General features: G+C 24.3%; 16 protein-coding genes. 1 reads left to right on the forward strand and 15 read right to left on the reverse strand.

Annotated features, from left to right (window positions below; genetic code table 4):
* Positions 1-10: 10 nt before the first annotated feature.
* The 3 genes from pyrH to ftsY all read right to left on the reverse strand — a co-directional run bounded on the left by pyrH (position 11) and on the right by ftsY (position 2,106).
* Positions 11-739: a UMP kinase gene (gene pyrH, locus MCAN360_RS00470; protein ID WP_045433306.1), complete on the reverse strand. Its 729-nt coding sequence runs from the start codon at positions 737-739 to the stop codon at positions 11-13.
* Positions 740-826: 87 nt separating this feature from the next.
* On the reverse strand, positions 827-1,051 hold the full coding sequence (locus MCAN360_RS00475; protein ID WP_045433308.1) for a sigma factor-like helix-turn-helix DNA-binding protein: 225 nt from the start codon (positions 1,049-1,051) through the stop codon (positions 827-829).
* On the reverse strand, positions 1,051-2,106 hold the full coding sequence (gene ftsY, locus MCAN360_RS00480; RefSeq protein WP_045433310.1) for a signal recognition particle-docking protein FtsY: 1,056 nt from the start codon (positions 2,104-2,106) through the stop codon (positions 1,051-1,053). Before ftsY ends, MCAN360_RS00475 begins: the two co-directional genes overlap by 1 nt.
* A gap of 97 nt (positions 2,107-2,203) precedes the next feature.
* Here ftsY and MCAN360_RS00485 point away from each other — a divergent pair, with 97 nt between their 5' ends.
* Entirely contained in the window at positions 2,204-3,793 is a 1,590-nt protein-coding gene (locus tag MCAN360_RS00485) for an MATE family efflux transporter (protein ID WP_045433313.1), read from the forward strand.
* Positions 3,794-3,906: 113 nt separating this feature from the next.
* Here the strand turns inward: MCAN360_RS00485 and rlmD are convergent, their stop codons facing one another.
* From rlmD to MCAN360_RS00545, 12 genes are all read right to left on the reverse strand, one after another.
* On the reverse strand, positions 3,907-5,274 hold the full coding sequence (gene rlmD / locus MCAN360_RS05030) for a 23S rRNA (uracil(1939)-C(5))-methyltransferase RlmD (RefSeq protein WP_045433316.1): 1,368 nt from the start codon (positions 5,272-5,274) through the stop codon (positions 3,907-3,909).
* A gap of 20 nt (positions 5,275-5,294) precedes the next feature.
* Positions 5,295-6,638, reverse strand: a complete 1,344-nt coding sequence (gene mnmE / locus MCAN360_RS00495; protein WP_045433319.1) for a tRNA uridine-5-carboxymethylaminomethyl(34) synthesis GTPase MnmE — start codon at positions 6,636-6,638, stop codon at positions 5,295-5,297.
* A 257-nt stretch (positions 6,639-6,895) separates the two neighbouring features.
* On the reverse strand, positions 6,896-8,806 hold the full coding sequence (locus MCAN360_RS00500; protein ID WP_045433322.1) for a M13 family metallopeptidase: 1,911 nt from the start codon (positions 8,804-8,806) through the stop codon (positions 6,896-6,898).
* 20 nt (positions 8,807-8,826) lie between these two features.
* A complete protein-coding gene (locus tag MCAN360_RS05035; RefSeq protein WP_148310074.1) occupies positions 8,827-10,440 on the reverse strand; it encodes an MHO_4530 family protein in 1,614 nt (537 codons plus the stop codon).
* On the reverse strand, positions 10,433-12,640 hold the full coding sequence (locus MCAN360_RS00510; protein WP_045433328.1) for an ATP-dependent helicase: 2,208 nt from the start codon (positions 12,638-12,640) through the stop codon (positions 10,433-10,435). Before MCAN360_RS00510 ends, MCAN360_RS05035 begins: the two co-directional genes overlap by 8 nt.
* Positions 12,641-13,014: 374 nt before the next feature.
* Complete coding sequence (locus tag MCAN360_RS05040; RefSeq protein ID WP_052461459.1) at positions 13,015-13,674, reverse strand: RDD family protein; 660 nt, start codon at positions 13,672-13,674, stop codon at positions 13,015-13,017.
* On the reverse strand, positions 13,668-14,669 hold the full coding sequence (locus tag MCAN360_RS05045) for a glycosyltransferase (RefSeq protein ID WP_045433331.1): 1,002 nt from the start codon (positions 14,667-14,669) through the stop codon (positions 13,668-13,670). The genes MCAN360_RS05040 and MCAN360_RS05045 overlap by 7 nt, the downstream gene beginning before the upstream one ends.
* Positions 14,670-14,679: 10 nt before the next feature.
* Complete coding sequence (gene asnS / locus MCAN360_RS00525) at positions 14,680-16,023, reverse strand: asparagine--tRNA ligase (RefSeq protein ID WP_045433334.1); 1,344 nt, start codon at positions 16,021-16,023, stop codon at positions 14,680-14,682.
* A gap of 160 nt (positions 16,024-16,183) precedes the next feature.
* Positions 16,184-17,902, reverse strand: coding sequence for a hypothetical protein (locus tag MCAN360_RS05050; RefSeq protein WP_231852595.1), 1,719 nt, complete (start codon positions 17,900-17,902; stop codon positions 16,184-16,186).
* A gap of 92 nt (positions 17,903-17,994) precedes the next feature.
* Complete coding sequence (locus tag MCAN360_RS05055) at positions 17,995-18,825, reverse strand: ABC transporter permease (RefSeq protein ID WP_045433338.1); 831 nt, start codon at positions 18,823-18,825, stop codon at positions 17,995-17,997.
* The gene (locus tag MCAN360_RS05060) at positions 18,818-19,687 is read right to left on the reverse strand and encodes an ABC transporter permease (RefSeq protein ID WP_045433340.1); all 870 of its coding nucleotides are present in this window, start codon (positions 19,685-19,687) and stop codon (positions 18,818-18,820) included. Before MCAN360_RS05060 ends, MCAN360_RS05055 begins: the two co-directional genes overlap by 8 nt.
* Entirely contained in the window at positions 19,677-21,059 is a 1,383-nt protein-coding gene (locus MCAN360_RS00545) for an ABC transporter ATP-binding protein (RefSeq protein WP_045433342.1), read from the reverse strand. Before MCAN360_RS00545 ends, MCAN360_RS05060 begins: the two co-directional genes overlap by 11 nt.
* Positions 21,060-21,071 lie beyond the last annotated feature (12 nt).

Here is a 21,071-nt window from a genome sequence, read left to right on the forward strand (position 1 = left end):
TTTCTCCTCTTTATTTTGTTTTCGATATAACTGTATTAGGTATTTTGTTTTCAATTGCTCTTAATAAAGCATTATTTTCATTTATATCAAAAATTATTATATCAATATTATTATCTTTTGCCATTGATGCAGCTGTTTGATCGATTACTTTTAAATCTTTTTCCAATAATTCATCGTATGTTATTTTTGAAAACTTAACAGCATTTTTATTAAACTTAGGATCACTATCATAAACGCCATCGATGTTATTTTTACCCATCAAAATTGCATCTGCTTCAATTTCAGAAGCGTATAATGTTGAAGCTGTATCAGTTGTAAAAAAAGGTCTTCCTGTTCCACCAGCAAAAATAACAACTTCTCCATCCTTTAAATATTTTTTTGCTTTTTCATTAATATAAACTTCACAAACTTTTGGATCCATTGTTAAAGAAGATAAAACTCTACATTGAAGACCAGTATGTTCAAAACCTGATTGCAATGCTAAAGCGTTCATTGTTGTTGCAAGCATCCCGATATAATCAGCCCTAACTCTTTGAATACCATTTTTTGCTGCGCTAGTACCTCTTCAAAAATTGCCACCGCCAACAACAATTGCAACCTCAACATTATTTTGAATAATAATTTGCAACTGTTTAGCAAATTTTTCAACTAATTCATAGTCAATAGCTAAATGCTTTTCTTTATTGGCTAAACCTTCACCTGATAACTTTATTAATACTCTTTTATATTTGTAAGACATTAAGTTAACTCCTTAATAAGTTTTAAAAAATTATATATTTTTTTTGCTCATATATTTCAAATTAAAAAAAATAATATTTTTTTCACCTTATTTTATGTTGATTTTTTTATCTAACAGAATTAATTTTTGTTTTGCTTTTTTAACAGCGTCATAAGCTCCTGGACGCGTCATCGCCAATTCATTTGCAATTTCTGCATAAGATAAATCTTCAATTAAGTGTAAATGTAGTGCTTGTTTTTGTGATTGCGCTAATAAATTACCATATCGCTCATAAAGTTCAATTATTTTTTCTCTTTCTTCAATTGTTTCCATTAATCATTAATACCTCTCATAAGACCATAAATATAAGAATCTAAATCAAATTCGGCTAAATCTTCAACTCTTTCACCAAGTCCTATAAATTTAACAGCTAAATTAATTTCATCCTTTATAGTTAAAACTATCCCGCCCTTAGAAGTTCCATCCATTTTAGTTAAAATAATCCCGGTTAATTTTGTAGCCTCACCAAACGATCTTGCTTGAGAAACACCATTTTGACCAGTTGTAGCATCTAAAACAAGTAAGCTTTCATGAGGTGCACCTTCAATTTTAGATCCTAAAACTTTATTAATTTTTGCTAATTCATTCATTAAATTAACCTTATTTTGCAATCTACCGGCAGTATCAATAATTAAAACATTATAATTTTCAGCTATTACTTTATCAATTGCACGATAAACAACTGCGGCTGGATCAGTTTCATTTTCTTTTGGTTTAATAATGTCGGCGCCAACTTTGTTGGCTCAAATTTCGAGTTGCTCAACAGCTGCTGCTCTAAAAGTATCGCCAGCTGCTATTAACACCTTATTACCTTCATTTATTAATTTATAAGCTATTTTTGAAATTGACGTTGTTTTTCCAGAGCCGTTAACACCAACAACCAATATAACATTAATTCTATCTTTTTTAATATCTAAGGTTGTATCAATAATTGAGTTCGATGCATAAATAGTAAATAATTTATCAGCAATAATTTCATTTATTAATTTCGGATCCTTAATGTTTTCATTTTTAACTTCTTTTTTACATTCTTCAATAATTATTTGAACAAGCTTAGTAGAAATATCTGACATTATTAAAATTTCTTCAAGCTCTTCAAAAAAATCTTCATCGATTTTATTATGCTTATTTTGAAGTTGTTTAATACTTTCAACAAAGGATGAATTTGATTTAGATAAACCAGCTATATAATTATCTAGTTTATTTTTTTTCTTTAATTCTTTTTCTAGCTGTAATTTTTCCTTTTTTTCAATTTTTGCTTGCTTTTTTGCTATTCTTTCTTCTTCGGTTCCAAAAAGTTTTTCCTTTAATTTTGATCAAAAACCCATTATTACCCCTAACAATTAAAACGATAAAATATTTATTTATATATTTTAATATATAAAATAATTATAATTTTTTTTTAGTAAAATTTATTGTTGCATTATGAACAAGGAAATTACATTAAAACAAGAAAATTTTAATTTTAAATTAGAGCTTAAACAATTATTTAAGCTTTGTTTTCCTATTTTTGTTCAAACTCTTTTTTTTGCAATTATAACTATTGTCGGTTCATTAGCTACAAGTTTTTATAATAGAGTTTATCATCTTGATGGGTCGTATAATGGATATTATTTTTACATTTTTGCTAAAGTTTTTTCAGTTTATAAAATAATAACTTTTTTACCTTTAATGTATCAATTAGGAGTTTTGGTTGTAGCTGCTAATTTATATGGTCAAAAAAAACTAGAAGAACTACCAAAACTTCTTTGATCAACTTTTTATATTTCAGTTATTATTAATTTAGGTGCTTATTTAATTATATTTTTTTCTTCTCCTAAATTACTTGAATTAGCTGGTGCTAAAAAATCATTTGTTATTGGTTGAAAAAATATAAATGATTTTAATGCTTTTAAAAATAATTTAAAAACTTCTAATTTGGATATTAACCAAATATATAATCTACCTTTATCTCATTATATTTTTCAAGGTGGATTTTATGAAGGAAATTACTATCTAAAAACAAACCCTTTAATTTTAATAAATAATGAATATGAATTTACAATTAAATTTTTAAGAGTCGGAACATTAGATGTTTTTATAACTTCATTTGCTTTTATTTTAACATCAATTTTACAAGCGGTAAAGAAAAATAAATTAGCAATTATTGGTGTTATCAGTGGATCAATTTTTAGAACAATTTGAATTTTTTTAATTCTTTTTGTATTCAACAAACCTTTTTTGGCAACATTAGAAATAACTTTAGGTTCAGCTATAAATTTACTTATTTCATTTATTTTAGTTAAAAAATATGCAATAAAAAATAATAATATTAATTTTAAACAAACATGGAATAATAAATATATAAAAGAAGTTTTAAAAATTGGTTTTCCAATTTCATTAGAAACAGGAATTTGATTTATTGCTCAATACCTACTAACTAAAGCTATTCCAGACAGCAAGCTTGATGATAGCTTTATTGGTCTTTGAAGAGCAGTAAATAATGTTTATGATTTGTTCGCAGCATTTTTATTTGCATTAAGTTATGTTACTTCGTCTGTTATTGCAACAGAAATCGGAAAAAAAGAATATTATCGTGCTAAAAGAATAGGAAATCTTTCTTTCAAATTAGGTATGAGCACTCAAATTATATTTGCACTACTAGGTGTTGCTCTTACTTATCCGTTGTTTAAAATTTACTCAATTGACACTGATTTGATCAATAAATATTGCTATTTTTTAATGCCTATATTTATGGTAAAAACACTAGCTGATGTCGGTCCATTAACAACTTTAAGATCCTTATGGGGAGTTAACGATGTTTGGATGCCTAATCTTATTTCACTTTTAACTATGATTGGTTTACAAACTAGTTTAGTTTATATTTTAATTTTATTTAAAAATCCAAATTTAAGCCAAGAGTTATTTTTAATTAGTTTAGCAGGAATCGCATTAATCGATCCTACTATTAGATCTATTTTGTATTTATTAAGATGAAACTCAGAAGTATGACACAAATACGCAAAAACTCTTTAAAAAAACTAAATAGATTAAATTATTATTTCTTACTAAAAATAAAAAATAAGTTCATGAAATTTTTGAACTTATTTTTTAAAAATTATTATTTTTAGAAAACTAATTATTTTAATTTATGATATTTTTTCTAGTAGAACAAGAGTTTCAATATGATGAGTTTGTGGAAACATATCATATGGAATAACTTCTTTTATTTCATAATCTTTTTCTGTTATTTGTTTTAAATCTCTTACTAAAGTTTTAGGGTCACAACTTAAATAAATAATATTTTTAATTTTTGATTTTAAAATTGCTTTAATACTTTCTTGAGTTAAGCCGTCTCTTGGTGGATCGAATATAACTAAATCAACTTTTTCGTAATTTTGTTCTAATCATTTATTAGCATCTGCATTAATTGCTTCAACATTAACTATTTTGTTTACTTCAATATTATTTTTTGCCATTTTTGTTGAAATAGGATTAATATCTACTGTATAAACTTTTGAAGCTTTAGGCGATACAAAAATACCAATTGTCCCAACTCCTCCGAATGAATCTAAAATGGTTAAATTTTGAAATTTAATTCATTCATTAATCTTTTTATAAATTAAATTCATAATGTTTTCGTTCGTTTGATAAAAACTATTGTTTTTTACAGAAAAAGAAAGATTTCCAATTTCATAATTTATACCTTCGTGATTTAATAAATTAGTTCAATTTTTAGTATCTTTTTCAAAAATAGAAAATTTATATTGTAAAACTTCTTTATTTAATTCTTCTAATTCTTTTATTAAGTTTTTATTTTCTAAAGTAGGAACTTTTAAAATTATTTCAATAAATGAAAATGAACTTTTTGGTGATCTTAAAACTATTTTTGAAGGTTTAAATTTAAAAATAGTTTTATTAATTTTTAAGTTTAAATCATTTTGAGGTTGGAATAAAATATTTTTATAAAAGTTTCTAATACAGTATGTTCCTAAATGAAGATCATCTTGTTCAACTAATTCATGACTATATTTTTTAAAAAACCCTAAAATCGGTTTTTCGTCATTATATTCCACATGAACACTAATTTTATTTCTATAACCTAATTCAGAACATGAAGGAACAATAGGAAATATATTTTTATAATTTAAATTTCTTTCAAATAAATTATTAATAATAGTTTGTTTAAATTTTAATTGATGTTTATACGGAAGAGATAAAAGAGGTGCTGATCCGGTTTCATATAATTTATTTTTTGAAACATCTAATTCATCTCTTAAATCTGAAAGTTTACGATATTTTATAACCTTAGCAAAACAGCATTTTTTTGAATAATAAGTAATTTGAATATCTGCTTCCTCATCTGGTAACATGTTATAAACAAAAATAGGAATATCAAAATTTCTAATAATACAGAGTCCTTCATAAGATAGCCCAGAATAAAATAATAAGTTATCACTTTTTACTCTCTTTATTATTAAATTTTCTTGTAATGTTATAGTTTTTTTATAACCCATATTAACCTCTTTTGTATTTATTATTTACCTAAACAAAATTTATTAAAGATATTATCCAATAACGCTTCGTTATCGTGTTCTTTGTTTAAAATTTCTCTTAATATTGACCATGCTTTATTTATATCAAGTATTACTACTTCAGGACCGAAGCCTGATTTTAAACTTAAAATAGCATTATTCAGTTCGTTTGCACATTGCTTTAATAATCCCAGTCTTCTTGTGTTGTAAATTAAATCAGGGTCTTCGTAATCTAAAGCTAAATAATTTTTTACAAGTGCATTTTTAAGTTCTCAAGTATTATTATTTTTAGCAGATGTCAAAATTACATTTTTTGGTGCTTTTTCTTTCAGAAGATCACTTTTATTTAAAACTGGAATATATATTTTATTTTTTGAAAGATCTTTAATTAATTTATCGTCTTCATTTTCTTTTTTTTCAGGATTAAATAAATGAACAACTATTTTTGCTTCCTTAATTGCATCAATCGATCTTTCAATTCCTATTTTTTCAACTTTATTTGTTGTTTTTCTAATTCCGGCAGTATCGATAATTTTAAATAAAATTCCATTTAATTCATAATCACCTTCAACCACATCTCTAGTTGTTCCTGCGATTTCAGTAACGATAGCTTTTTCTTTTTCTAAAAGAATATTTAAAATTGATGATTTTCCAGTATTTGGTTGTCCAACGATAGCAACTTTTATTCCTTTATAAACATCAATAGCATTTTCAGACTTTTTGATTATTAAATCAATATTATTTTTTAAATTATTGATTAATTTTAATAATTTGTTTTTATCCATTTGCTCAATATCGTTATAGTCTGAGTAATCAATATTTATTTCAATAATAGATATTATTGTTAATAGTTGTTGTTCTAAAGATTCAATTATTAAATCATCTTTATTTTCAAATTGTTTAATTGCTATTTCTGCTTGTATATTTGTTTTTGAGTGAATTAATGAGTTTATAGCTTCAGCTTTTTCTAACGATATTTTTCCGTTTAAAAAAGCTCTTCTTGAAAATTCACCTTTAGCAGCTAATCGTGCACCATTTGATATTATTAAGTTTAAAATTTTATTAGTAACTATAATTCCACCATGAGCATTAATTTCTATAGTATCTTCACCGACGAAATTTTTATCACCTATAAAAAAATTAATTAAAACTTCATCAATTATTTTATTGTTTACAGGATCTTTTATGTACCCATAAGAAATAGTTTTGTCTTTACCAATTTTTCCGGTAAATATTTTTTTTATTATTTCTATTGATTCAGGTCCTGAAATTCTAATTATTGAAATTGCTTGATTTATATTTCCTGACGCTATAGCAGCAATAGTATCATTATAATCTTTTCTCATATTTAAATAAATTATAAAATAAAAATAGAAAATGCAATAAATAAAAAAATGAGAAAATATTAGGGTTATTAGTTATTTAAATTAATAATAACAATAAAAAGTGTTAAAATGTAGGAAACTTAGTAAACAGCTAATTATAAGAAGAAAAATAATTTTGAAAAATGTCGATAAATATTGTTTTTTTATTATCTTATTGACATTATTAAAAAAATAAAAAAAGTTAGAATTGAATTTCTAACTTTTTATTTATTGATTTATTATCAAATTTTTACACGTTTTTTAGGATCTAAATACATTTTATCACCTTTTTTAATATTAAAAGCGGTGTAAAAATCATCGGAATTTTGAACTTGAACATTAGTTCTTAAAACACAAGGTGCATGAACATCAGTATCTAAAAGAAGTTTTTGCAATTCTTTTCTATATTTTGAACGTCAGTTAATAGCATAATTGATAAAGAATTTTTTAGCATTAAAATCATTTTCGCTTTTAGCTGCTTCAAGAGCACATGAAACCCCACCGGCGTCGGCGATATTTTCTGAAACAGTTAGCTTACCATTACATTTTCCTGCGTCAGTTTTTCTACCTTCGAATAATTTGACCATTTTTTCTGCTCGTTTTTCAAACTCGATTTTATCTTGCTCTGTTCATCAGCTATTCATCATTCCATTTTCATCAAAATTAGCACCATTATTATCGAAAGCATGTGAAATTTCGTGAGCAATTACAACACCGATACCACCATAGTTTTCTGAAGATGATTGTTTTGAACTATAAAATGGAGCTTGTAAAATGCCGGCTGGAAAAACAATTTTATTATTAGTTGGGTTATAGTAAGCATTTACCATAGCGGGTGTCATTGATCATAAATCTTTATTTTTCTTTTTGCCATATGAAGCAAAAGAAAACTGATTTTTAATTTTATTAAACTCCATAATATTATTTAATAAATCATCAAAACCATTATATTTTTTTACAATTAATTTTTCATAAAATTCATCTATAATTTCAGGATATCCTACATAAACATCAACTTTTGAAAGTTTAAGAATGGCTTTTTCTTTTGTTTTTTCAGATAATCAATTATTTTCTTTTAATCTATTTTCATAAATTTTAATCATTTTTGAAATCATATTTTCAACGTTTTTTTTGTTATCTTTGCCGAAATATGTTTCACCATAATATTTTCCAAAAACCATTTTATAAATATTATCTGCAACAAGCTTTACAGCACTTCTTTTTTTACTAGTTGGTTTTTGTTGTCCAACTAAAATTCTTCTAAATTCACTCGATATAACTTGACTATTATAATCTAAATAAGGTGATAAAGAAATTAAAGTTGTTATATATAAAAATGCTTTATAATTTTCAAAATTTTCTTTTTTAATTAATAAAGCCATATCATCAATTAAATTATTTGAAACACAAATAACTTCTTCAATTTCTTTATTTAATAAATTATTTATAATTTTTGATCATTTTAATTCAGTTACTTTTTTATCTAGTTCAGAAATTTTTTTAGGGTTATAAATATTTGTAACAATTGCTCATTCTTCGGCTGATAAAATGTACTTAGAAGCTTCGGTATCTCAAATTAAAGCTTTGTTTATTAGATTTTCTACCCATTTTTCATCTTTCTTAATTTTTAGAAGTAATTTCTTTGCCATTGCTACTCAAATTTTATATAATGAGTTTTTCTTTTCTTCGTCTGAATAGTAATTTTTTTCAGGAAGAATAACAGATGGACAAACTGCGAAAAGAGTTTCTTTGCCTTCGTTTTTAAAATCGCTAGATATACCAAAATTAATTGGAAGCTCGAAGCTATTTAAAGTGTAATCAACATAAACTTTTTCTAAATCTTTTCAATTTTCTAATTTTTCAATTGATTCTAAAATTGGTAAAATAGGTTTAATTCCATTTGCTTTACGATCAGATCAATTGTTAACTAATTTAAACAATTTTATCATTTCAACAAGCATTTGATTATTTGATATTTCTTCGTTATTTAAGACTCATTTATTTAAAAGTCTTGATTTTAAGTTTGTTAAGTTTTCGTCTAATCTTTCAAACGAACCGATTGATGTTTTATCATTTGGGATTTCATGTTTACTTAATCATTCGCCGTTAATAGCTTGAAAAAAGTCTTCTTTAATAAGTTTTTTGTTCATAATTTTCCTTTCAAAATAAATTATTTGTTTACTGATTTATTTTTTGTGTAAAACAAATTATTGTTATTGTTGTATAAAACTTTTTTATAGTTTTTATAGTCTAAATTTTCGAATATAATTAATATTTTAAATTGTTCTGCTCTTTCTAATAGCAATCTTACATAAAACATTGTTTGAGGATTGTTTAAATTATTGGTTATTGATTTACTAATTCAGATAATTTTTACTCATTTATCAATAGTTGAAATAATATCGTCATTAATTTCGCTTATTTTAATACCTATAGTCCCTTTTATTTTATTTTCTTGGATTATTTCGATTTTCTTTTTAACTTTTTTTAAACTTTTTTTAGTGTTTAAAACAACTAGCTGTAAAAGAGAATTATTTATAGACATTAAATTTTCAATTTTTTTGTTATCCATTAAATCAAAAATAAAATCATTAATTACTAGAATTTTGCCGTGAAAATCAATAGGATTAATATTGTCATAAAGTTTTATAAAATAATTTTTATAAATATCTAAAGTAGATAAAATTTCAGTATTTTCAATATTAAGAGCTTCGAATTTTAATTCATTCAATAAAAGTGTAAGTTTTGATTTATCTTCAGCAAAAGAATTAATCGGAATATTTTTTAGTTCTATGCTATTAGAGTTATTAATTTCATTTAAAACGTAGTCATATTTTTCTTGAAATTGTTTAAAATCTTCTGAATTAGTAATGTCATTAGAAATTCAATAATCTTCATTTTGTTTATAATCATTTTTTAAATAGTCAAAAATAATTTCGTAATTATAATATTCTTTTTTAGTAAGCAAACTACTATCAAATGCAAAAAATAAATTAAATAAATGCTTATAAAAAAAAGAAGTTTCATTAATAATTCTAATATTTTTTTCAGCTTGTTTTCTTTTAAATTTTGAAAGCGGAAAAACAAAAAATAATTTATTTCAATCTAAAAAAACTTTAATTCCTTCAATTTTGTTTTTAACACAGTCTTTTTTAAATAAATTAAGAAAATTGTTAATGTTATAGATATTCTTTATATTTAAAATAAATCCGCATACTAAATAATTACTATTTTCATTTAATAAATAGTTTGTATTCATGTTAGTTTGCTCAAAAACAAAATCTTCTTTTTTATTATATTCTGACCAATTTAACGTTAAATATGCTCTTTTTTTATCAACTATTTTAATTTCGATACTTGCTTTTATTTTTAAGGTTAAAAACCACTTATTTAAATCTTTTTCAAAATTTATAATTGTATTTTCTTTCTTTTTTAAAGAAGATATAAAAGCAATATTTGTATTTTTATCAAGTAAATTTTGAAAGTCGCTTAATTTTTTTCATTTGTTATTTAAAAAATTTAGTTTTCTTAAAAAAAATGGTTCGTTTGCCGTTTCATTAATATTGCTAAGACGCTTGATTCTTTCTTTTTCTAAATCAACCTCGAGATTTAAAAAACCATTCTTGTTATCAATTAAAATACTTCTTTTTTTAATGAAAATTATTAACAAAGTAGTTAGAATACAAATAATTAAGACAAAAAGAACTACTGAAATTACTAATCAAGAATAATTATTTTTATTATAAATTTTTGGTTGTTCAAGTTGTTCTAAAATTTTATTCATTTGTATTACCATCTCATTTTTTAATTGAATGGTGTGATCTTTCGAATTGTTTAGAGATTTTAAAATCATCAAATTTAATAGTAATAATAGTTCCAACTAAATCAACAATTAAGCCCTTACCATAGATTTTGTGCATAATATAATCACCAACAATCAAATCGCTATTATTTAAATTATTTTCTTGATCAATTGAGAAATCATTAGCTAAATTAATACTACTTTGTTCTTTAATTCCTGCTTCTTTTAAAAATCTACTTCTTGTTGCAAAACCCGTACGATTAATTGCAAAAGATAAAAATAGTTTTTTCTTCGCTCTTGTAATTGCGACATAAGCTAATCTTCTTTCTTCTTCAATACCTTCAATATTCTCTTCATTTATAGAACTTCTTAAAAAAGTAAAATCTTTATTTGGTGAAATCGAAATAGCTCTTTTTAATGGGAATAATCCTTCAGCTAGACCGCAAATAAATACATAATCAAATTCAAGTCCCTTTGCATTGTGCACTGTCATTAAAGAAACATAACTAGTAGCATCGTCTTCAACGTCGCGATCAGTAATCAAAGTTATTTCTTGTAAATACTCATCAATCGAACCGTGGTTATGAGTTTTCTCTCATTGTTCGATTGCTGTTATTAAGCTTAAAAAGTTTTCAACTTTTGATTCATAATCTTCTTCTGAAGATTTAAAAATATCAAAATATGAAATAACTTTAAACATAAATTCTTTTAGTGTACTGCTAATTGAATTAGTTTTTAAGGCAACTCTTGCCCAACGTATAGCATTTATTAAATCAGCAAGACGTAAAATTGTTGAACTTGAAATATTTAAAGTTTTTTGTATTTCCTCAATGTAAAGTTCAATAGCTTTGAATAAATCAAGATTTTTATTTCTTGCAAATTCAATTAACTTATCAATAGTTACTTCACCGATTTTACGTGATGGTTTGTTAATAATTCTAAGAAGCATTAGTTCGCTACCATCATGGATAACTCTTAAATAAGCTAAGGCATCTTTAATTTCTTCTCTTTGATAAAACTTAATAGTACCAAAAAGCTTATAAATTGTGTTTTCACGAATTAAAGCTTCTTCAATAGCACGGGAGTAGCTGTTTACTCTAAATAAAATTGCAATATTTTTCAATTGAACGCGTGATCTTTTAAGTTCAGAAATTTTTTGTGCAATTCATCTAGCTTCGGCTTCTTCGTTATGACCACAAAAAAAACTAACGTCATCACCTTCATCATTTAAAGTATATAAATTTTTTTCTAATCTTAATTTATTATGTTTAATTAAGTTGTTAGCATAATTTAATATTTTTTTAGTTGATCGATAATTTTCTTCAAGTTTAATTGTTACTGTATCTGGATAATCTTTTTCAAAATTAATAATAATATTAATATCAGCGTTTCTTCAACTATATATTGTTTGATCAGGGTCACCAACAATTGTAATATTATTTGTTGAGCAAAGTTTTTGTAAAATCTTATATTGAATTATACTTGTATCTTGAAATTCGTCAATCAGTAAATAATAAAATCTTTTTGATCATTTTTTAGCAATACTTTCATATTTAGGATCATAAAATAAAGTATAAACAAAAACTAATAAATCATCAAAATCAAGAGCCTTTGATCTTTGAAGTCTTTCTTGGTATTTTTTATATATTATTTCTTTAGTTTCAATTATTTTTCTTTCTTGTAAAGATAAATTAGTATCTAAATTTTCATCTTCGATATTTAAAAAATCGAATAAAGCATTTTTTTTGTTTTGAATATAGCTTATTATTGAACTATAGCTAAATTCGCTATTTGATATATCCATTTCAGCATAAACGGATTTTAAAATTGCTTTTTGATCAAGCTCGTCAATAATTTGAAAATCATTATTGTAACCTAATTGGTGAATATCTTGTCTTAATATTTTTGCACATATTGCATGAAATGTACTAATTGTAGGAAGATTATTAGGATCTTCTATCATTGCAGTAACACGTTGCTTCATTTCATTAGCTGCTTTATTTGAAAATGTCAAAGCCAAAACACGTAAGGGATTAATATTTAAATTATCTATTAGATAAGAGATTTTATATGTTAAAACTCTGGTTTTTCCGGAACCAGCACCAGCAATTATTCTTAAAGGGCCATCATTGTACTCAACGGCTTGTTTTTGTTGCTTATTTAAATTATCTAAATTTAACATATTTTCTTACCCCTTATTTAATTACAAATTACTTATTAAATTATACCTTATTAGATCATTAAAAAATAGCGAGTACATCAAAAAAATATATAACTTTTAAAATAATTAATTTGGTAGATTAAAACATAACTATAAAATAGTTTATATATTAAAGGTAATAACAATAGATTTACGATTATAATCTTTAAAAGAGTAGTTAGTAAACAGATTTTAAAAAAGAAGAATATTCTTAAAACTTTTTTAATAAAACAAGATAATTTAGGATAATAAAAATTTACTTTTAAATATAATGAACCCCAAAGTTTTCCAGTTTACTTGGTCAACTTTAGGGTTCATATATATTATTTTGTATATTAAATTTTTTTATAATTAAATTAATTTATAGCATTGATTTTAGGCAATTCTCTTTTTTTTGGATAAATTTTTAGTTCGTTTTTTTCTTCTTCAAAAATTTCTTCGTATTTATTTTTTCATACTGTCTCAGTTTTTGAGAATTTATCATTCCATCCTAATCTAGTTACTTTTGCATTGGTAATTATTAAAAAAAGTTGTAAATTTATTGCAATTGTTGAAAGGACAACAGGGATAGCAAAAACTAATTTTTCAGCATTATTTAGTTTATTACCTCTTGCTGCTTTTAAAAAAGCATCGGTAGAAATAAGCATGAACCCCAAAAATACAAATATTCATAAAAAAGCAAATAATCTTTGTCGATCAAATATTGCTCTTGATAGTTTTTGATTATTTTCCTGTTTTATTATTTTTATTTTACAAATTCACATTCCAAAAGTTCTTCCATTAGAAAATATTGGAACTAAAATATACTCTAATATAATAAATAAAATCAATAATAATAATCAAGTTCGATATATTATTTCTTTATAAATAACATTTTCTGTGTAAAAATCAGTTTGTTTGTAGTTAAAAACAAAAAATGAACTTGAAATAGCAAAAATAACAAATAATAAAAGATCAATTAAGGTAGCTATCAATCTTATTCAAAAATTTGCTCTTTTATTTTTTTTAATTATCATAGAAATTTCTTAAGAATTAAATCTCATTTTTCAACTAAACCGTTAGTTAAATCAAAAAGTTCTTGAATATTAAATTGTTCAAAATAAGGGTTAGTTTTTAATTGATTTGTTCAAAATTGTTTTTGAGTTTGAATTTCTTGCAAAAGAGCAACTTTAATATTTTTTAAATTTTTAGCATCTAATTCATTTTTTCTTGTTTTAATTGTTCCTAAAATACCTGCTATATAGTAACAATAATTTATAAATTTAGCAAATTCCAATGCGTTTTTTTTGTCTTGATCTTCAATGTTAAATTGGTTAAATATAGAGTTTCAACCTCTTGTTAAAGATTTTGGGTTAAAAGATAAAAATCCATAATTTAGATTTTCGATTCAAGTATCATTAAAATATGCAAATGTTTTTGAATAAAGTAATGCTTTAAAAACAAAATTAGACGAATATTCTTGATTACTGTCTTTAATTTTTGGACTTTGAACAACTTGCTCCATAATTTCTTTTTTCATTAAGCAATTAAAAATAAAGGGAGTTACTAAAGCATAAGGATATTTATTTTTTTCAAGATTTACAACGCCTAGATTACTTAAAATATTTGACTTAATTAATGAATGAGAAATTGAAGTACTAAATCCAGGAACCTCAATAAAATCAGGCAATTCTTTTAATGAATTTAAAAAATCATCAATATTCTGTGTAAATTTAGTCTTTAATTCACAATAAGAGTATAAAACATAAACATAATTAGTTTTAACAAGTTTTAAAGCTTCTTGTATAACGCTTACTACGTGTTGGTGAGATGTGTTGAAAATAAACTTTACGGAGTCTTTTAATTTATTTTGGATTTTATCAATTTCATAAAAATCTTTGTCTTTTGGTTTATCAATAGTAATTATGACATCGAAGTTTTGACTTTTTTGTTTATAAATATTATTTAAAATTTTATCCAACGAAATAATAGGGTTATAAATAGGAATAATAATAGTTAATTTTTTTTGCATTTTTAAATACCTACATTTTAATTTGCCCTGCGACACGTGGGAAAGGAATAACATCTCTTATATTAGCGATCCCAGTTACATACATTACTAATCTTTCGAATCCAATACCAAAACCACTTGATGGAGCATATCCAAAACGTCTTAAATCTAAATATCATTGTAAAGGAGAAGTTGGGATTTTTAGTTCATTCATTCTGTTAATTAATTTTTCATATCTAGATTCCCTTTGACTTCCGCCAATCAATTCACCAATTCCTGGAACAAGCAAGTCGAATGCACCAACTGTTTGATTATCTTCATTTTGATACATATAAAAAGCTTTAATATCTTTTGGATAGTTAACAACAGCAACAGGACCTTGAACAATTTTTTCAGATAAGAATTTTTCATGTTCTGAAGCTAAATCCATTCCAAAAAATATGTTTTTTTCTTCAAATGAGTCTTTAAACTCGGTAAGTTTTTTAACAACATCCTTGTATTCTATAACAGTAAGTTTATTGTTCAAAAATTTGTTTAATGTTTCGATTAAATTAGGATTAATATTATTTAAATATTTTATTTCATCCGGATATTTTTTTAATGTGTTTGAAATAACTGTTTTCAACAAGTCATCAGCTAAATTTATAATGTCTTTTAATTGATAAAAAGCAACTTCAGGTTCAATCATTCAAAATTCAGCAAGGTGTCTTGAGGTGTGTGAGTTTTCAGCTCTAAATGTTGGACCGAATGTATATACTTTTTTAAAGCTTGCAGCATATGCTTCAGCATGTAATTGTCCTGTTACTCCTAAAAAAGCTTTTTGTTTGAAGAAATAATCTTTTGACTCGTCATCAACTAATAAGGTTTCTCCTGCTCCTTCACCATCATTAGATGTAATAATCGGAGATGCCATATATAAAAAATCATTTTCTTGGAAATATTTATGAATTTCAAAAGCTAATGAATTTCTTATTAGCATAATACTTTTAAAAAGAGTAGTTCTATTTCTTAAATGAGGTATTTCTCTCAAAAATTCTAGCGACGTTTCTTTTTTTTGAATAGGAAAATCTTCATCAACATTATTAACAATTGTTAATAATTCTAAAATAAGTTCAAATGGTTGCATAGCTTCTGGCGTTAAATGAATTAATCCCTTAGCAATGACTGGAGTTCCTAAAGCAATAGATGATAAGTTAAATTTAGAAATAATTTCACCTTTAGCAACAACTTGCATATTTGAAATTGTACTTCCATCATTAATTGTTAAAAATCTTATTTTTTCATTTCCTCTATTTGAAACTACTCAACCTTTAATTTCAAATTCTTGTAATTCTTTAATTTTTTTTATGTCTAATAACAATTTTTTTAATGTCATATTTTTTACCTCTTTAAGTATTAAAAAGTTAATTTAGCGAATTCTTATAATAATTAATAATTATACTTAAATTAACAATTATATTTTTAATTAGAAATTAATGATTGTTAAATTTAAAAAAATAATATTTTTAAATATAAAAAAAAGGCAAACGCCTTTTCTACGATTTAGTTTTTTCAAAGTAATAACTTGCGATTTTTGTTCTTAAATTATTATCAATAATAGGATATGTAAATAATTTATAATCGTCATTTTCTGAAGGTTGAGCGTAAATATTCTTAGCAGTTTCATCATTACCAAAATATCATTTTTCAATAAATGAGTATGTAAGTAAATCTGCAGGAGTATATGAAATATAATCGAAATTAGCAATTTCGGATAAATCTACATGTCCAAAAGCTTTGGTAAATGCATTTTCAAAAATGCTATATCCATCATCTGAGTTTTTTCTTATAATTGAAAGCCAATTTCAATAATTGCCATCTTTACTATAAATAAATTTATTTATTTCATTTTTTCAATTTTCTAATAAATTTCAATTAATTTGTTTAAGATTTTCATCTTTATTTAATTCATTAATAACAATCTCTCTAGCTTCATTATTATTAAATATTTTTTCAACTGTTTTTAAGGCATTTTCCTTAGCTTCATCATCAATGAATTCTTGAACTTTTTTAATAAAAATAGATTCTAGTTTTGTTAAATTTAAATTATTAAAATCAATATTTTTATTTGAATATAAATAGTTATTATGGTAAATATTCATTTTTAAAGTATCTAAAAATTTATTTTCTTCTTCATTTGTAAGTTTGCTTGAAATAATTCAACCATCCATTAAAATGTAATTATATTTAGGACGCTCAAATCTGACATACCCTTCTTCAACTGATGCAAAATTATCTTTTGAATAATAGGCATCTAATGCATCTCCGTTATAAATAACTGCTGAATCAGATCTGCCTTCTTTTGGTTCAATTAAATGGTTTAATAATTCAAGACCATCACCACTTAAAAAATTATGTTTTGTATCACGTATTGAAGATCCAGAAGCTTCCTTAACAAAATCAATAAATGAATCAATAGCTAATTTATAATTATCGTTATTGAAATTAAATAATTTCCCTTCACCATTGATTGTAAATATTTTTTTTCATTCATCAGGATTATTACTTTTTTTAGAATAATTCATAGCGCCAATCATCAAATTATCAACAAAAGCATTTGTTCAAGCAACATATTTATAATTATTCTTTTTAAGAATAAAAAAAATTTCATTTCATTTAAAGTTTTTTTCTTTTTCTTCGAATTTTTTAGTCGCATCTTCAATATTTAAATTAGGTCTTGTATACTTATTTATATTGTAAGCAACTCCTTTATCTTGTATGTAATAAGGTAAAATATAATCTGAAAAATGATCTCATTCGTTCGGATTTTTTTTCTTTGTTTCAAGGCTTCGTCATTTTTTGTTATTTATATCAAGTTCAAAGCCGTATTTGTGAAGTTCATTATTTTTTTTAAAATCAACTAATTTATTAAAAACAAGTTCGTTAAATTTATTTAAATGGTCTTGAACATTTTTAGTAAAGAACTTTTTACGGTTTTCCCAATTGTTTGTATCGGTTCCAAAAATACGAGTATAGTTAATTTTTTTAATTTTTTTATCTAAAATAAGCTGAGCGGTTTGAAAATCACTTCCAACACCTGCAATAGCTTTATCCTGTGTCAAAGCTTGCGTAAATTCGTTTATTTCTTTAAATTCCTTATAGTTATAATTTTTTTTAAGTTTTTCAACAATTTCGGGTGCTAAATATGATTCATAGTTATAAACGCTTGGGTGATAACGGGTTGTTAACTTAAAAGCTAAAGCAATTAAAAACAAACATAATAATATAAATCCTGTAGTATAAAATAATAAAAGCTTAAAAATTCTTTTGTGCAATTTTTAATACCTCCAATTAAATATAATTTTTACTATTTTTTTGAAAGCAATATAAATTTCTTTGTTTTTGTATTTTGAGTTGTTTTCAATAAAATATACAAGGTATTTCCGAAAATAACTATTAATAAAGATATTGCTCCAATAGCTAATGATCAAGCTTGAAATTGTCCTTCATAAAGTTGAGTTCCTAAGGTTTCTGTATTCGAAACAATTCTTGTAATAATAAAATCATCAAATGAAAGTGTCATTGTCATAACAAAAGTAAATCCAATTGATCCTAGCATATAAACAAAATAGGTTTTAAATCAAGTTTTAAATTTTGAATAACCTAAATCTTGACTTGCTTCAAAAATGTTTTTTGAAAACTTATCGCTTTTTGGCAACATTATTAAAATTCCATATGGTAAACACATAACTGTGTGCCCAATAATAGATCTAAAAAAACCTTCATTTGTTGCTTTTAATGTTCCGAAAAATAGAAAATTCAATACAATTGCTAATGTTAAACCTGTGATAACATCCGGATTTATCATTGGAACGTTTGATGTTGTTTGAACAAAAGATCGAGGAATTTTATTTTTCTGTCTTCATAATGCAAATACTGTTAATAATGAAATAATGATAACTAATACTGAAGTTGAAAGACCTAATAAAAAAGAGTTTACAAATGCTAATGCATGAGATTTTGAAAATAATTCAGTATAGGCTTCAAATGAAGTTCTATTCCATGTTGTTACTGAAAAAATTCCTTTATCTGAAGGTGAGTTAAAACTATAAATTGTTCCAAAAATTATTGGCACATATAAAAGAGCTAGAACAATAAAAACATAAGAATATTTTAAAAAGTTCTTAATTTTATTCATAGTTCACCCCTTTTCTTTTTTTGCTAATTAAATAAGGTATTCCATAAATTACAGCATAAATACTTAATAGTACTGATAATGTAATAATAACAAGTGTTGATGAATTTGCTAAATCAAATGGATTAGCAGTATTAGCAAATTGATTAATAAGATTACCAATCAATTGCTTTTGACTTCCATTTGGTAGCAATTTATCCGAAATAATAATTGATGTTGCAGCCATCATTAAAACAATTCCAAAACCACTTAAAATAGCTTTTGTAGCATATGGAATAACAACTTTAAAAAGAGTTTTGAATTTAGAATAACCTAAATCTTCCGATGCCTCTAAAATATTATTTGGCATATCTTTTAAGACTTGATATAAAGGTAAAACCATAAATGGTAAATATAAATATATCATTCCAAATACAATAAAGAAATTATTATTTAGTTGGTTTTCATCAAATATAGCCGAAAAAAGTCCTCTTATTGCCAAAGCTTTTGAAATTGTAAAAATTGCTAGTGGGCTTAAAATTAAAGTAAGACCTAACATTTTAATAATTTTAAATTTTGATCTTGAGACGATATAAGCATAAGGAAAACCGATTATTAAGCAGCAAAAAGCCGCAAAAATTCCTGTTAATAATGATCTACCTATTATAATTCAGGTTGAAGGTTTAAAAGCAATTTCTCAATTCTCAAGTGATTTTTGTCCATCTAATGGTTTAAAAGCATAAACGCAAACAAAAACCATTGGTAAGATAATAAAAAGTATTGCAAAGATAATATACGGAATTAAAAATGCATTTTGTAATTTTGAACTGGATGAAAAGTTTTTTTTCTTTTTAAAAATTTGTTTTTTTTCTTTATTAAGATTCATTTGTTAAATCCATTTCTTTTTCATTTTCTTGCATTTTTTTATCTTTTTTCATTAAGTGAATAGAATCAATATCTCAGTCTAAAAATACTTCTTTTCCAACTGCATGTTTTGATGATGTTTCAACGTGAATAATTTTATCTTTTACTTCAATATCATAATTGTAATAGCTACCACCATATGTCGATTTAACAATAACACCAACCAATTTAGCTTTCGATTTAACCCTTGTAATAACTATATCTTCTGGTCTTATTAATGCATCTAAAGCTTCACCTGGTTCAAATTCATCATGAATAGTATCAAAGGTTTTTGACAAAAATTTAACTTTATTTTTTTTGATAAAAGTAGCATTAAAAAAGTTTGAATCACCAATAAAGTTTGCTACTCATTTATTAACTGGATAATCATACAATTCCTTAGGCGTTGTAAATTGCTCAACTTTACCATCTCTAATAACAGCAATTCTATCACTTAGTTGTAGAGCCTCGTTTCTATCATGAGTAACAAAAATAAATGTTAATTTTAGTTTTTGTTGAATATCTCTTAACAAAATTTGCATTTTTTCACGAATTTTAGCATCAAGGGCGCTTAAAGGTTCATCTAATAATAATATTTCTGGCTCAATTACTAATGATCTTGCTAATGCAACTCTTTGTTTCATCCCCCCTGAAAGAAAATTAACATTTTTCTTTTCATTTCCGGTTAGCCCTACTAAAGCCATGATATCTTTAACTTCCTTATCCATTTCTTCATTTGTTATTTTACGAGTTAAATATCTTTTTTCATAAGCTTCAGTTTTTAAATCAACGTAATTTTCTCAATATGAATATTTAAAATCCATGTCATCAATTCATTGTTGATATTTATTTCTTTTACGTTGAGAAAGCTGTGAATTTGTACTTAGTTCTTTTTCGTAAAGTTCAAATTCTTTGTCTAGATTTTTCATTTTCAAATCAGCAAATTTTTGTCATTTTTTTCTTTGGACTGATAATTTATTTTGAAAATGTTTTGGAACATTATCTTTTTTAATTCTTTTTAATCTTAAACCATATTTAATGTTATTTTCAACGTTTAAATGTGGAAATAAGGCATAATCTTGAAATATCGTAGAAACATCCCTTTTGTGTGGAGATAAATCTTTAATGTCCTTGCCGTGGAGTTTAACTTCACCACGAGTAACTCATTCAAAACCACCAATAATTCTTAAAATTGTTGTTTTACCAGAACCTGAAGGTCCTAACAGGGTAATAAATTCACCTTTTTCAATTTTAAGGTTAACATTATCTAAAACAGTCTTATCTTCAAATTCTTTAACAACATCAACTAACTCAATAATTGAAGAATTATTTTTTATAATTTTCTTTTTTTTCATATTTATTCCCTT

It is taken from the genome of Metamycoplasma canadense, assembly GCF_000828855.1.
Lineage (GTDB): Bacteria > Bacillota_I > Bacilli_A > Mycoplasmatales > Metamycoplasmataceae > Metamycoplasma > Metamycoplasma canadense.